We start from the raw sequence: 14,404 nt of genomic DNA, 5'->3' as shown, positions 1-14,404 counted from the left end.
ACATGCCGCGCGCGATGGCGCTTTTCAACGGAAATGGGTCGGCACGTGAAAAGCGCGCGGCGCGAATCGGGGTTAAGCGGCGCTGCAAAGTGCGACATTATACCGGCCCTGCCTGGGGCGCTGCGTGGGGATCACGGGGGCAGCGCAACGGGGCGCAGCGCAGACGGGCGCCGCGTGCCTTGCGCGTGTGCCCTGGTGCGCACGGGCGCGCGGTTCGGACGGCGGCTTCGGGGGGCGGCCGCTGGCAGGTCCATGCTCAGGACCGCGCCCGCGCCTTGGTGCGGCGGGCAAAGCAGGGCAAAGCAATCCAAGGCAAGGCAAGCCAAGGCAAGGCAAGCCAAGCCACGAGCAAAGCCGTCGAACGCAGCCGCTACGGTTGGACCGCCTGCCAACCCGAGTCCGGATCGAACGATGTGATCGCCGCCGCCGCGCGGGCGGTTCGTGGCCCCAGGTTCTTCTGATAGACCTGCCCGTCTTGGTTGACGATGAAACTCATCACGCCCGTCTTGCCATAGTCGGCCGGCGAGGCGATCAATCCGAATCCTTTGCTCAGCACGGCGTTTTCGACGTAGTTCCTCGCGCCGCCCTTCGCGTGCGCCCCTTGCGCGCTGAGAATGCGGAAGTGATAGCCGTGATACGCGTTTTCCGGCTGCGTGCCGTCGCGCATGGTGGCGGCGAGCGGACCAAGCGGGCTTTCCGCTTCGCCGGGCGCCGTCGTCCAGTACAGGCCATCGTGCTGTCCCGGCGTGCTGACGAAGCGCTGTGCGTAGTGCCGGGTCAGGTTGTGATAGTCGTATTGCGCGTCGAGATAGGCGAGCGAGGTCAGGATCGCGGCGTGTTCATTGCGGCCGATGCGCCGTGTCAGCATCTCGTCGCGTCCCGCCGGCGGATCGAAACGCCAGCCGTTGCGCCCGTGCACGAGTGGGATCGGCAACGTCCAGCCGCTGTAGCCGACCGTCAGATGCGCAGTGGCGAGCCCGTTGTCCATGATCGGATCCTCGACGATCTGATGGTTTTTCGACCATTCGCCAAGGAACTGGTAGATGTCGTCCTGGCCGACGTCTTCGGTTGGAATGAAACGATGAAAGTCGCTGCCGAGCACGCGCTTGAGCGCATCTTCGTCGTTGCGGGCGAGGGCTTCGACGAAAGCGTTGGCGGCGTCGTCCGCGCTGGGATAGACCGCCTGCGCATGGGCGGGGATCGCGCTGATCAGCAGAACCGGCGCAAGCAGCAGTGTACCGGTGGTGCCGAGCACGATAGCAAGCGTCAGAGCATGGGCGCGCAGTGTGCCCCGTGAGAATAGATGCATCATCGGACTCGCTCCTTTTTGTTCAACGGCCGCGGCCGAGGTGATGTTCGCCTGCGCCGCCACCGCCCAGGGCGCGGCCTCCGTCACCGCCACCTAGACCTCCTCCGCCGCCGCCGCCGCTCGTGCCGCCGCTGCGCTGGACCCCGCCGCCATTCGCGCCAAGACCTCCGCTCGCCCGTTGTTGCGGATCGCCACCGTTCGCGCCAGGACCTCCGCTCGTGCGTCGCAGACCGTCGCCATTCGCTCCACTTGCATGTTGCTGGCCACCGCGGCCGGCGAGCGCGTCGCGGCTCGTCTGGCCGCGCCGGGCGTCCTGGCGCGCCGCATTGCCGTCGCCGGCGCTGCGTAGCGCATTGTCCCGATTCACGTTCTGCGCGCGCTTCTGCAAATCGACGTTCGCCGTGCCGCCGTGATGGATCCCTTGCACACGCTGACTCGCGCTGCCACCGAGATTCTGGCCCGTGCGGCTTTGCAGCGTGTGCTGCGCCCGGGCGCGGGCGTCGTCGCGTGCGCGATACGCATCGCGCTGGGCGCTGCCGACGTTGTTCAAGCCGCGATTGACATTCGCGCCGCCGATGTTGCGATTGACGTCGGCATTGCGGTTCCAGTTCGTCGTGCGGCCGTTCACGTCGAGGCGGTTGTGCACGTTGATATTGTTGTACCGGTTCACGTTGATGTTGACGTCATGCGAGTGCCAGTCGAAGCCGCCCCACAGCGCGTTCGCCACCGCGATGCCGGCGCCGAACGCGAGGCCCGCAAAGAAACTGGTGCCGATCACATAACCGGGCGGCGGCGGCACATACACCGGCGGATACGCGGGATAGGGCCACACGCCGTACACCACCGTCGGGTTGTAGGTCGGCACGTACACCACTTGCGGATTGGCAGGCACGATCTGAATCGTGCTCTGTTCGACCACGACCGTTTGCTGCGACGTCGTCTTCAGATTGCCGGCCGCCTGTGCTTGCCTGCGCAGACGCTGCACGGAGTCCATCACGTCGCCGGGCTGGGCGAGAAACGCGCTGCCGAGTTGCGTGACCCAATCCGCTTTCGAGGCCATGGTGGCGAGCACTTGAGGGAAGGCAACCAGCGACTGCACACTCGGGTCCCACGGCTCTGACGCGACTGCCTTGACGGCGCTGTCGCCTTGCAGCGTGGAGTTGGCTCTGGACCATATGGCGGCGGCCTGCACGGCTTGCGGAAAAGTGGACGCCATCAGCACCTGGGCGAGCAGCGCGTCCGGATAAAGAGCAATAGGGGCGGCCAGCGAATCGAGCTGCTGGCTCGATATCTTTGCGCCACCTTGCGCATGGACGGCGTTCGGCGCGGCCAGTCCGACCAATAGCGGCGCTCCCGCAAAAACGGCGCAAACAAGCAACACACGCATGGCGTGTGCTCCGGATCGTTTCACGATGAATTCCTCCCCGTGGGATTTATACGACGAGATGTCGGTGCGTAACGCGGGCTGCGTCGCTTCGCCGCGAAGGAGTACGGCGAGGAAATGACGCGTTGGGGCGGCGTCCGGTGTGTGGTTGGACGATGAGGTCGACACGACTCGATGCATTGGAAAATGCTCAAGCCATCGCAATTCTTTCGCAATACCAGGCAACACCGTATGCGGCGTTTCGCAGCATGGCACTCCAGCGTCGAGCATCGCATGGCGATGTCTGCTAAGGAGTTCTGCCTAAATTAACGGGCGCGTCGGAATCGGTCAATCTTGTCTGAGGAAATAACCCGTTGCGGATTAGTGTAAGCAATTGCTGAGTAATGCGTAGTATCGTGCGCACGCCGGGTGCGTCGATATAACGCGTTCAGCGTTGATTGCCGTGCAATGGAGAGGAGGGAAGGCGGAAAAAAGAGGGCGAAGCAGGCCGGACATTTGGATAGTCCGGCCGTTAATGCGCAGTCACTTACAGTCTCGCGGCGAGGTCCCCAAAGGGCCCTTCTTCGGGAGATTCCCGCCGTACGAAGCTTATTGCGCTGGTTGTGGCTTGTTCGACAGCGCCAGTCGCAGCAGATCGGCGACCGTGTTGACGTTGAGCTTTTCCATGATGTTCGCGCGGTGCGCTTCGACCGTCTTGATGCTGATGCCGAGGTCGTCGGCGATCTGCTTGTTCAGGCGGCCGGCGATGATGCGTTCGAGCACCTGATGCTCACGCGCGGTCAGCTTACCGAGACGTTCTGCCGCGGCGCGCTGCTGCTGCACGCTGGTGCTTTCGCTGCGCGCCTTGTCGAGCATGCGCTCGACCAGCTTGCGCAACTCGGCTTCGTCGAACGGTTTTTCGATGAAGTCCATCGCGCCTTTTTTCATCGTGGACACGGCCATCGGCACGTCGCCGTGGCCCGTCACGAAGATGATCGGCAGCGACGCGTTGTCGGCGATCAGGCGTTCCTGCAGCTCGAGCCCGCTCATGCCGGACATCCGCACATCCAGAATCAGGCACGCGATCTGGCCCGGATGCTGATGCGGCTGCCATGCGTCGATGAACTGCTCGGCGCTGGAGAAGCATTGCACGCGGTAGCCGTTCGCCTCCAGCAGCCAGCGCAGCGAATCTCGCACGGCCTCGTCGTCATCGACGACAAAGACAGTTTCCTGTGTGGTGACTGGGCTGTTCATAGCTCTCCCGTAACGGTTTGTGGTGTCGGCGCCTGTGCCCCGCCGTTGCTCGGGCCATCAGGCTCTCCAATAGGCAGACTGCAATGGAACGTGGCGCCTGTGATGTGGCCATCGGATTCGACGTTGTTGACCACCCACAGACGACCGCGGTGCGATTCGATAATCGAACGGCAAATGTTCAGCCCCATGCCCATACCATCGGACTTGGTGCTGTAAAACGGTTCGAACAGCCGCTCGGCTGTTGCTTCGTCGACGCCCGGCCCCTGGTCGACGACGCTGATGCAGACAAACCCGCTCTCCAGCCGCACGACGACGCGGATCACCGGATCGACTGCATTCGGACGGGCTTCGGCCATCGCTTCGGCGGCGTTCTTCAGCAGGTTGACCAGCACCTGCTCGATCAGCACCGGATCGACGTAGATTACCGGCAGGCGCGAGCGCAGATCCGTGACGATGCGAATGCGGCGCTTCCTTGCCTCGATTTCGGCGAGGCCCACGGCGTCGGCCACGATATCGGCGACGCGCGTGGCTTGCCGCTTCGGCTCGCTGCGCTTCACGAACTCGCGAATGCGCTTGATGATCATGCCGGCGCGCACCGCCTGCTGGGCGGTTTTTTCAAGCACGGGCAGCAGATTGTCAGGCGTCGTCCGACCGGATTTAACTAGCGCCACAGTTCCGGAGCAATAGTTATTGATCGCGGCGAGCGGTTGATTCAGTTCGTGCGCGAGCGACGACGCCATTTCGCCCATCGTCATCAGGCGGCTGGTGAACTGCAGCTTCTCGTCCTGCTGGCGCGACAGTTCCTGCGCCTGCTTGCGTGTCGTGATGTCGGTCGCGATCTGCATCTGCGCGAGGTGGCCGTCCACCCACTGAATGTACTGGCGGCGCACTTCGAACCACTTCTGAATGCTCTGCACGTAAATTTCCTGCGCATCCGCGGTACTTTCGGTCAACGCGGCGGCGGGCAGGCCAGCGTATGTGTCCACCATATCGATCGAATCGGACGACGCCTGTGCGCTATCGAACCCGCCGCCCGCCAATTCCAGATGCCCGTCCGGGCGAATCCCGAACAGATGCCGGTAATAGCGGTTGGCGAACAGGAGTTCGGCTTCGTCGGCGGCCAGCACGGAGACGGCGGCGTCGAGACTTTCGAGCACTGTCGTGAAGCGCTCGTGCGCGGCGGCGAGTTCTTCGCGCGCGCGTTTCGGCTCGGTGATGTCGGTCATCGACGACATCCAGCCGGTCTGGCGGCCCGAGCTGTCGATCAGCGGCGACACGTAGAGGCGAGCGTGGAACAGCGACCCGTCCTTGCGGCGCACCCGCAATTCGAAGCCGGAAGAGGGCGCCTTGCCGCGCAGCGTCATGTCGAGCTGGCGCTGCATTTCGGGGTAAGCGTCGCGCGGCCAGTAGGCGAACGGCGCGTTCTTGCCGACCAGATCGCTTTCGTCCCAGCCGGTCATGCGGCAAAAGGCCGGATTGACGTGCGTGATGCGCCCATGCATGTCGAGCACGCGCATACCGATCAGCACCGAGTTTTCCATCGCGCGGCGGAAGAACGCTTCGGCATATAGCGCCTGCTGCGCTTCGAAGCGTTGCCGCGTGTGTTTCCACAAACTCCACAGGCTCCACAGCACGAAACAGGACAGCCCGGCCACCAGCCACACCAGTGTGTTGTTGGTGAAGTTGGTCATCTGCGGGAACGCGTAGACGCGCACCGAGACGCCCTGGCCCGGCGGGTCGAGCGGCAGGTCGTAGAACATGTCGCGCGGCAGGCGCGGGCGGGTCGACGTGGTGGTCAACTCGCGATTGTTCACGTCGATGATCGAGATTTTGTACTTGGCGGACAACTCGGGCGGAATGTCGTGCTTGAGAATGCCTTCCACCGAGAACACCGCGGCGATCGTGCCGAGGAAGTCGCGGTCGCGGAACACCGGCGTTTGCAGCGTGATGTAGCCGTTGCCGAGGTCGTCGTAGATGAGCGGCGAATACACCTGGCGGCGCGTGTTGCGCGCTTCGGTGAAGGCGGCTTTGACGGCTTCGTCCATCTGCGCGTCGTTCGGCTTGGCCAGACGCTGGCCGAACACGGGCAGCGCGGTATTGGGCCAGCGCGGTTGCTGCGCGCTGGTATACCAGTTCATGTAGAGGATCTCGGGATGCCCCTGCATGATGTCCGTGGTGGACACCTGGAACGAGTGCGGATCGGCGCGGCCGGCAACCAGATCGCGCGCGAGCGCCTGGATCTGTTCCTGCGCGCCGGTCATGGACAGGCGGATCTGCTGCTGCGCCCACGCCACATTACGGTAAAGCGTGTCTTCCTGCTGTTGCTGTTCGCGCCGGTTCAGGCTCCACAAAATCAGACTCATGACGACCAGAAACACCAGGATCGACAGAAGAGGCGTGAGCAAATAGGAATTGGACCACCATGGTCCATGGTGCCAGCGGGAGGACGGCGTCGAATCCGTCGGCGAACCGGCGGTGCGCGCCGAGCGTGCGAAAAGCCGTTCGGTCAACATGCGTGGCATTGTAGCGCAGCGTGAAGCTAGCAAATGGCGCAAAAAAGCGCGGAAAGGACCATTAATCGGCGCAAACTAGCCAGCGTATCCGTCGATCGGCAGTCAAATCAGGTTGCGCCGCAACAATTTTCCGCATTATGAGATTCGATCTCGCAATTCGAAAATTTTGTTGCGCTGACGTCGGGACCCTTATTACAATCGGCCGAAGCTGCCGCGGCCGTGCTTCGTCCGCGTCGTCTGTTCAAAGAGCGTTCCTCTACATCCAGGAGACGAGCATGTCCGCTGTACCCGACGAAGTCATGAAATATGTCGCTGCTGAAAAAGACGACGATCCCCAGGAAACCGGCGAATGGCTTGAAGCGCTGGATGGCGTGATTTCTGCTGTGGGCCCCGATCGCGCTCACTACCTGATTGAGAAACAGATTGAATTCGCGCGCGTGCATGGCGAACATCTGCCGTTCTCGGCCAACACGCCGTACATCAACACGATCCCGGTTTCGCGTCAGGCGAAGATCCCCGGCGATCAGGACATCGAACACCGCATTCGCTCGTACACGCGCTGGAACGCTATCGCGATGGTGCTGCGCGCCGGCAAGGACACCAATGTCGGCGGCCACATCGCCTCGTTCGCCTCCGCCGCCACGCTTTACGACGTCGGCTACAACCACTTCTGGCATGCGCCGTCCGCTGAGCATGGCGGCGATCTCGTGTTCGTGCAGGGCCACTCGTCGCCGGGCGTCTATTCGCGCGCGTTCCTGCTGGGCCGCCTGACCGAGAACCAGCTCGACAACTTCCGGCAGGAAGTGGGCGGCGAGGGCATCTCGTCGTACCCGCACCCGTGGCTGATGCCGGACTTCTGGCAATTCCCGACCGTCTCGATGGGCCTCGGCCCGATCATGGCGATCTATCAGGCGCGCTTCATGAAGTACATGCAGGCGCGCGGCATTGCGAAGACCGACGGCCGCAAGGTCTGGGCCTTCCTTGGCGACGGCGAAACGGACGAACCGGAATCGCTCGGCGCGATCGGCATGGCCGGCCGCGAACGCCTCGACAACCTCGTGTTCGTGATCAACTGCAACCTGCAGCGCCTCGACGGTCCGGTGCGCGGTAACGGCAAGATCATCCAGGAACTGGAAAGCGAATTCCGCGGCGCCGGCTGGAACGTCATCAAGGTCATCTGGGGCAGCCGCTGGGATGCGCTGTTCCAACGCGACAAGTCGGGCGCGCTGATGCGCCGCATGATGGCAGTGGTCGACGGCGAATACCAGACATACAAGTCGGAGTCGGGCGCGTATGTGCGCGAACACTTCTTCAATACGCCGGAACTGAAGGCGCTGGTCGCCGAATGGTCCGACGAGGAAATCTGGAACCTGAACCGAGGCGGGCACGATCCGCACAAGATCTACGCGGCGTTCCAGGAAGCGTCGAATTCGCAGGGCCAGCCGACCGTCATTCTCGCGAAGACGATCAAGGGCTACGGCATGGGCGAAGCCGGCCAGGCAATGAACATCACCCACCAGCAGAAGAAGCTGCACGTGGATCAGCTGAAGAAATTCCGCGACCAGTTCCGCCTGCCGATCGCCGACGAAGACCTCGTCAACGTGCCGTACCTCAAGTTCGAAGAAGGTTCGAAGGAACTCGAGTACATGCGCCAGAAGCGCATGGACCTCGGCGGTTATCTGCCGGCGCGCCGCCAGAAGGCCGACTCGCTGCCGGTGCCGGAACTGTCGGCATTCGAGCCGCTGTTGAAGGGCACGGGCGAAGGCCGCGAGATCTCCACGACCATGGCGTTCGTGCGGATCCTGAACATCCTGCTGAAAGACAAGGCGCTCGGTAAGCGCATCGTGCCGATCGTGCCGGACGAATCGCGTACCTTCGGTATGGAAGGTTTGTTCCGTCAGATCGGTATCTGGAATCAGGAAGGCCAGAAGTACGTGCCGGAAGATTCCGACCAGCTGATGTTCTACCGCGAGTCGGAAACCGGTCAGATCCTGCAGGAAGGCATCAACGAAGCCGGTGGCATGTGTGACTGGATCGCGGCCGCGACGTCGTACTCGACGCACGGCGAGATCATGATCCCGTTCTACATCTTCTACTCGATGTTCGGCTTCCAGCGTATCGGCGACCTCGCATGGGCAGCCGGCGACATGCGTTCGCGCGGCTTCCTGCTGGGTGGTACGGCCGGCCGCACGACGCTGAACGGCGAAGGTTTGCAACACGAAGACGGCCACTCGCTGCTGTGGGCGGCTTCGGTGCCGAACTGCGTCAGCTATGACCCGACCTTCGGTTACGAACTCGCGGTCATCATGCGGGACGGCCTGCGCCGCATGGTCGCGGATCAGGAAGACGTGTACTACTACATCACGGTGATGAACGAGAACTACGAGCACCCGGCGATTCCGCAGGGCGACTCGGTGGCGGCCGACATCATCAAGGGCATGTACGCGTTCCGCAAGGCCGAAGCGGACAAGAAGGCGCCGCGCGTGCAGCTGATGGGCGCGGGCACGATCTTCAACGAAGTGATCGCCGCCGCCGACCTGCTGAAGAACGACTGGGGCGTCGCCGCCGATCTGTGGAGCGTGCCGAGCTTTACCGAACTCGCGCGCGAAGGCCACGAAGTGCAGCGCTGGAACCTGCTGCACCCCACCGAAGAAAAGAAGCTCTCGCACGTCGAGAAGCTGCTGAAAGACGCACAAGGTCCGGTCATCGCTTCGACCGACTACGTGCGCGCGCTGACCGAGCAGATCCGCGCGTTCGTGCCGCAGAAGTTCATCGTGCTGGGTACGGATGGCTATGGCCGTTCGGACACGCGCGAAAAGCTGCGCCACTTCTTCGAAGTCGACCGCTACTGGGTCACGGTTGCCGCGTTGAATGCACTCGCAGATGAAGGCACGATCGAACGCAAGGTAGTCGCCGAGGCGCTCAAGAAGTACAACCTTGATCCCGCCAAACCCAACCCGATGACCGTCTAAGGCATCATTCCCCGTGCGCCATGGCGTGCGCGCCCGCTCCTGCGTTGGCAGGGGCAGGCCGCGTGCGCGGCCCAGGAGACACTAACAATGAGTCAAGCGATCGAAGTCAAGGTGCCGGACATCGGCGATTACAAGGACATTCCTGTGATCGAGGTGCTGGTGAAGGCGGGTGACACCGTCGAAAAAGAGCAATCGCTCGTTACGCTGGAATCCGATAAGGCGACCATGGACGTGCCGAGCTCGGCCTCTGGCGTCGTCAAGGAAGTGAAGGTCAAGGTCGGCGACAACGTGTCGGAAGGTTCGCTGATCGTCGTGCTGGACGGTGCGGAAGGTGGCGCGGCTGCGCCGGCTCCGGCGCCTGCTGCCGCACCGGCTCCGTCGGCGGCACCTTCGGCCACGCCTGCTGCTGCACCGGCACCCGCGCCCGCGGCGAGCGGCGGCGGTCTGCAGGAAGTCAAAGTGCCGGATATCGGCGACTACAAAGACATTCCCGTGATCGAAGTCGCGGTGAAGGTCGGCGATCGCGTCGAGAAAGAGCAGTCGCTGGTCACGCTCGAATCCGATAAGGCGACCATGGACGTGCCGAGCTCGGCCTCTGGCGTCGTCAAGGAAGTGAAGGTCAAGGTAGGCGATACCGTGTCGGAAGGCTCGGTGATCGTGGTCGTGGAAGCCGAAGGCGGCGCGGCCGCGGCTCCTGCTCCGGCTCCGAAGCAAGCGGTCGAGAAGCCGTCCGATGCGCCGGCTGCACCGTCGCCGGCTCCGGCGGCTCCCTCGGCGCTCGCTCAGGCGCCGGTGATTCCGGCGGGAGAAGGCGGCGCGCGGCACGCGAGTCATGCGTCGCCGTCCGTGCGTAAATTCGCGCGTGAGCTCGGTGTCGATGTGACGCAGGTGCAGGGCACGGGTCCGAAGAACCGTATCACGCAAGCCGACGTGACCGCCTTCATCAAGGGCGTCATGACCGGTCAGCGTGCTGCGCCGGCTGGTGCAGCCGCACCGGCGGCCGCGGGCGGTGGCGGCGAGTTGAACCTGCTGCCGTGGCCGAAGGTCGACTTCACGAAGTTCGGTCCGGTCGATCCGAAGCCGCTCTCGCGCATCAAGAAGATTTCGGGCGCGAATCTGCATCGCAACTGGGTCATGATTCCGCACGTCACGAATAACGACGAAGCGGATATCACCGAGCTCGAAGCATTGCGCGTGCAGTTGAACAAGGAAAACGAAAAGTCGGGTGTGAAGATCACCATGCTGGCTTTCGTGATCAAGGCTGTGGTGTCGGCTTTGAAGCAATTCCCGACGTTCAATGCCAGCCTCGATGGTGATAACCTGGTGTTCAAGCAGTACTTCCATATCGGGTTCGCGGCTGATACGCCGAACGGGCTGGTCGTTCCTGTCATTCGCGATGCGGATAAGAAGGGTTTGATCGATATCGCCAAGGAAATGGCCGAGCTGTCGAAGGCTGCGCGTGACGGCAAGCTGAAGCCGGATCAGATGCAAGGTGGGTGCTTCTCGATTTCTTCTTTGGGTGGCATTGGCGGTACGAACTTCACGCCGATTATCAATGCGCCTGAAGTGGCCATTCTTGGTCTGTCGCGTGGTGCGATGAAGCCGGTTTGGGATGGTAAGCAGTTCGTGCCGCGTTTGATCCTGCCGCTCTCTTTGTCGTATGACCATCGTGTCATTGATGGTGCCGCGGCGGCCAGGTTCAATGCGTATCTTGGGGCGCTTCTTGCCGATTTCCGGCGTGTGATTCTTTGATCGTGTAGTTGCGTGGGGCGCGGGTTTCTTTCTGCTTCTGTTATCCGCGTCTCTCTGTAGAACCTGATTTCTTGTCGGTCTATTAGCGTCGCCCCTGTGCGGGGCGGCACCTACTTTTCTTTGTCTTCCAAAGAAAAGTAGGCAAAAGAAAGGCGCGTCCTTGGGCGGACTGCAAAGGATGATTCTGTTCGCCACGCTGCCAGCTTTTGGGCCGCTTTTTTGGGTTCTTCCTTCATCACGATCAATACGAGAAGGGGACACTAATGAGTCTCGTCGAAGTAAAAGTGCCGGATATCGGTGACTTCAAAGACGTCGATGTCATCGAAGTCAATATCAAAGCGGGCGATGTCATCGAGAACGAACAGGCTCTCATGACGCTCGAGTCCGATAAGGCCTCCATCGAAGTGCCGAGCGATACCGCCGGCACAGTCAAGGAAGTTCGCGTCAAAGCCGGCGATAAAGTCTCGCAAGGCACGGTGATCGCGCTCGTCGAAACATCGGCGGATGCAGCGCCCGCGAAAGACGCGCCGAAGGCTCCAGCCAAGGAGCCCGAGAAGGCGCCCGCTCAGGCGGACGCCAAACCGCAAGCCGCGCAAGCGGCGGCTCCGGCTAAGGCTGCCGCGCCTGCTCCGCAGGCGGGTAGCTTCTCCGGCAACGCGGATATCGAGTGCGACATGCTCGTGCTCGGTTCGGGTCCCGGCGGCTATTCGGCGGCATTCCGGTCGGCCGACCTGGGTATGAAGACAGTGCTGGTCGAGCGTTACTCGACGCTTGGTGGCGTGTGTCTGAACGTCGGCTGTATTCCGTCGAAAGCGTTGTTGCACACGGCGCTCGTGATCGACGAGGCCGAAGCGCTCGGCTCGCACGGCATCACGTTCGGCAAGCCGCAAATCGATCTCGACAAGCTGCGCGACTTCAAGTCGGGCGTCGTCAAGAAGCTCACCGGCGGTCTCGCCGGCATGGCGAAAATGCGCAAGGTCGAAGTGGTCACGGGCACGGGCTCGTTCGTCGATCCGCATCATATGGAAGTGCAGGTCGAGGGTGGCAAGAAGGTCGTCAAGTTCAAGCAGGCGATCATCGCCGCGGGCTCGGAAGCGGTGAAGCTGCCGTTCATTCCGGAAGATCCGCGTGTGGTCGATTCGACCGGCGCGCTCGAACTGCGCCAGATTCCGCAGCGCATGCTGGTGATCGGCGGCGGCATTATCGGCCTGGAAATGGCGACGGTGTATGCCACGCTCGGCGCGCAGATCGACGTGGTCGAAATGCTCGACGGCCTGATGGCCGGCGCGGACCGCGATCTGGTCAAGGTCTGGGAGAAGTACAACAGCAAGCGTTTCGCCAACGTCATGCTGAAGACGAAGACCACCGCAGCCGAAGCGAAAGACGACGGCATCTATGTGTCGTTCGAAGGCGAGAAGGCGCCCGCGGAAGCGCAACGCTACGACCTGGTGCTGGTTGCCGTCGGCCGTTCGCCGAACGGCAAGAAGATCGGCGCGGACAAGGCCGGCGTCGCGGTGACGGATCGCGGCTTCATCGACGTGGACAAGCAGATGCGCACGAATGTGCCGCACATCTTCGCGATCGGCGATATCGTCGGTCAGCCGATGCTCGCGCATAAGGCCGTGCATGAAGCTCACGTCGCCGCCGAAGTCGCACACGGCGAGAAGGCGTACTTCGACGCGCTGCAGATTCCGTCGGTGGCTTACACCGATCCGGAAGTGGCGTGGGCCGGCAAGACGGAAGACCAGTTGAAGGCCGAAGGTATCAAGTACGGCAAGGCAGTTTTCCCGTGGGCGGCGTCGGGCCGTGCAATCGCCAACGGCCGCGACGAAGGCTTCACGAAGCTGCTGTTCGACGAGGAAACGCATCGCGTGATCGGCGGCGGGATTGTCGGTCTGAATGCGGGCGACCTGATCAGCGAAGTGTGTCTCGCGGTCGAGATGGGTGCGGACGCAACGGATATCGGTAAGACGATTCATCCGCATCCGACGCTCGGCGAATCGATCGGCATGGCCGCCGAGTTGTACGAAGGCGTCTGTACCGACCTGCCGCCGCAGAAAAAGAAGTAACGCGATTCGGTCTGCCTGCACGCGTGCAGGCAGGCTCGATGAAGCAAAAAACGGCGCGCCCTTTGCGGGACGCGCCGTTTTTTCTTTGGGCAGCGGAGTAGGGCGGTTGCCGTCGGGACGACGGCCTCATCAACACATGCTGAACGATTCACGCGACGGCGAGAAAGCGTCGCACAAAAAAATCCCGGCCTTTCGCCGGGCAAACGATACGCTATTCAACGTATCGGAGCGTTCGGCCAGTAAAGCCGTGTGAACGGCAACGGCACTACGCTGTTGCTTGCGGTAACGCCGGCACAGCGTTCAAGCTGTGCCGGCGTTGGGTGATGCTTGAAATGAAACTTAGACTGCCTTCTTGGCCGAGCGCGATGCTTGTGCGGCGGCTTGCGAAGCTGCCTTCGATGCGGCCGTTGCGGCTGCATTGAAGTTGCTTTCAGCGATTTCGACAGCTTGCTTGGTGGCCTTGTGGACCGTGTCGTACGTGGTGTTGGCAGCCGTGATAGCCGACTTCAGGACGGCGACAGCGGTTTCCGAACCAGCCGGTGCATTCTTTGCGACGTTCTCGACGAGCGATTGGACCTTGCGGTTTTGCTCTTCGAATTGCGCTTCCGCGACGCGGGTGAATTCACCTTGCGTTGCCGAAACGATTTCGTACACGTGACGGCCGTACGACAGCGCCTTTTCAGCCACCGGCTGTGCAAGGCTTGCTTGCAGTGCCAGCAATTCTTGCGCGTCCTTGACCGACAGGGCGCGTTGGGCATTTTCCTGGCTTTCCGCGAGCGTCGACTTCACGACTTGCAGGTTCAGCTCAACCAGCTTTTCGACGCCTTCAAATGCTTTGGTCGTCAGGCCGAACAACGTTTCAAAGTTGGCTTTCTGGGCTGCGGCGAATTGCTCAGGGGTCAGCAGAGTCATGGTTTACGCTCCTGGAATCGCGGTCTGTCTGTGCGGACCGCATTGGGTGAATGGTGGGACACATTGGTGCATCCCGCCGGACCGCGATGAATTGTGCATCGCAGCAATGACTGCTATTTTAGGATGGCTGCAAGGAATGTCAAGTGCTTTTTGTGCGTCGCACAATATTAAGAAACTACTGATAAAACATAGCGTTATGCGATCGGCATGACATCTTCATGACGCAGGTCAACTTAATCGCCGCACCGCACTGGTGCTCA

Annotated in this window: 8 protein-coding genes; 3 read left to right on the top strand and 5 right to left on the bottom strand. The window is 62.1% G+C overall.

The features are described 5' to 3' along the window. Positions 1-370: 370 nt before the first annotated feature. The 4 genes from B0G80_RS08715 to fixL all read right to left on the bottom strand — a co-directional run bounded on the left by B0G80_RS08715 (position 371) and on the right by fixL (position 6,439). Positions 371-1,312: a DUF2950 domain-containing protein gene (locus B0G80_RS08715; RefSeq protein ID WP_116119580.1), complete on the bottom strand. Its 942-nt coding sequence runs from the start codon at positions 1,310-1,312 to the stop codon at positions 371-373. 19 nt (positions 1,313-1,331) lie between these two features. Continuing rightward, entirely contained in the window at positions 1,332-2,720 is a 1,389-nt protein-coding gene (locus tag B0G80_RS08710) for a DUF3300 domain-containing protein (protein ID WP_116119579.1), read from the bottom strand. A gap of 561 nt (positions 2,721-3,281) precedes the next feature. Continuing rightward, positions 3,282-3,926, bottom strand: a complete 645-nt coding sequence (gene fixJ / locus B0G80_RS08705; protein WP_006051254.1) for an oxygen response regulator transcription factor FixJ — start codon at positions 3,924-3,926, stop codon at positions 3,282-3,284. Further along, entirely contained in the window at positions 3,923-6,439 is a 2,517-nt protein-coding gene (gene fixL / locus B0G80_RS08700) for an oxygen sensor histidine kinase FixL (RefSeq protein ID WP_116119578.1), read from the bottom strand. The genes fixJ and fixL overlap by 4 nt, the downstream gene beginning before the upstream one ends. Positions 6,440-6,714: 275 nt before the next feature. Between fixL and aceE the strand changes: the two genes are divergently transcribed. From aceE to lpdA, 3 genes are all read left to right on the top strand, one after another. Beyond that, positions 6,715-9,411, top strand: coding sequence for a pyruvate dehydrogenase (acetyl-transferring), homodimeric type (gene aceE, locus B0G80_RS08695; RefSeq protein WP_116117720.1), 2,697 nt, complete (start codon positions 6,715-6,717; stop codon positions 9,409-9,411). 87 nt (positions 9,412-9,498) lie between these two features. Then, complete coding sequence (gene aceF / locus B0G80_RS08690; protein ID WP_116117719.1) at positions 9,499-11,163, top strand: dihydrolipoyllysine-residue acetyltransferase; 1,665 nt, start codon at positions 9,499-9,501, stop codon at positions 11,161-11,163. A gap of 263 nt (positions 11,164-11,426) precedes the next feature. Then, positions 11,427-13,232, top strand: a complete 1,806-nt coding sequence (gene lpdA / locus B0G80_RS08680; RefSeq protein WP_116117718.1) for a dihydrolipoyl dehydrogenase — start codon at positions 11,427-11,429, stop codon at positions 13,230-13,232. Positions 13,233-13,571: 339 nt separating this feature from the next. Here lpdA and B0G80_RS08675 read toward each other — a convergent pair whose 3' ends face one another. Next, entirely contained in the window at positions 13,572-14,144 is a 573-nt protein-coding gene (locus B0G80_RS08675; protein ID WP_012433576.1) for a phasin family protein, read from the bottom strand. Positions 14,145-14,404 lie beyond the last annotated feature (260 nt).

The sequence above is a fragment of the Paraburkholderia sp. BL6669N2 genome, from assembly GCF_003387275.1.
Classification (GTDB): Bacteria; Pseudomonadota; Gammaproteobacteria; order Burkholderiales; family Burkholderiaceae; genus Paraburkholderia.
The sequence above is the reverse complement of the archived record's forward strand: the minus strand, read 5'-3'. Positions and strand labels throughout refer to the sequence as shown.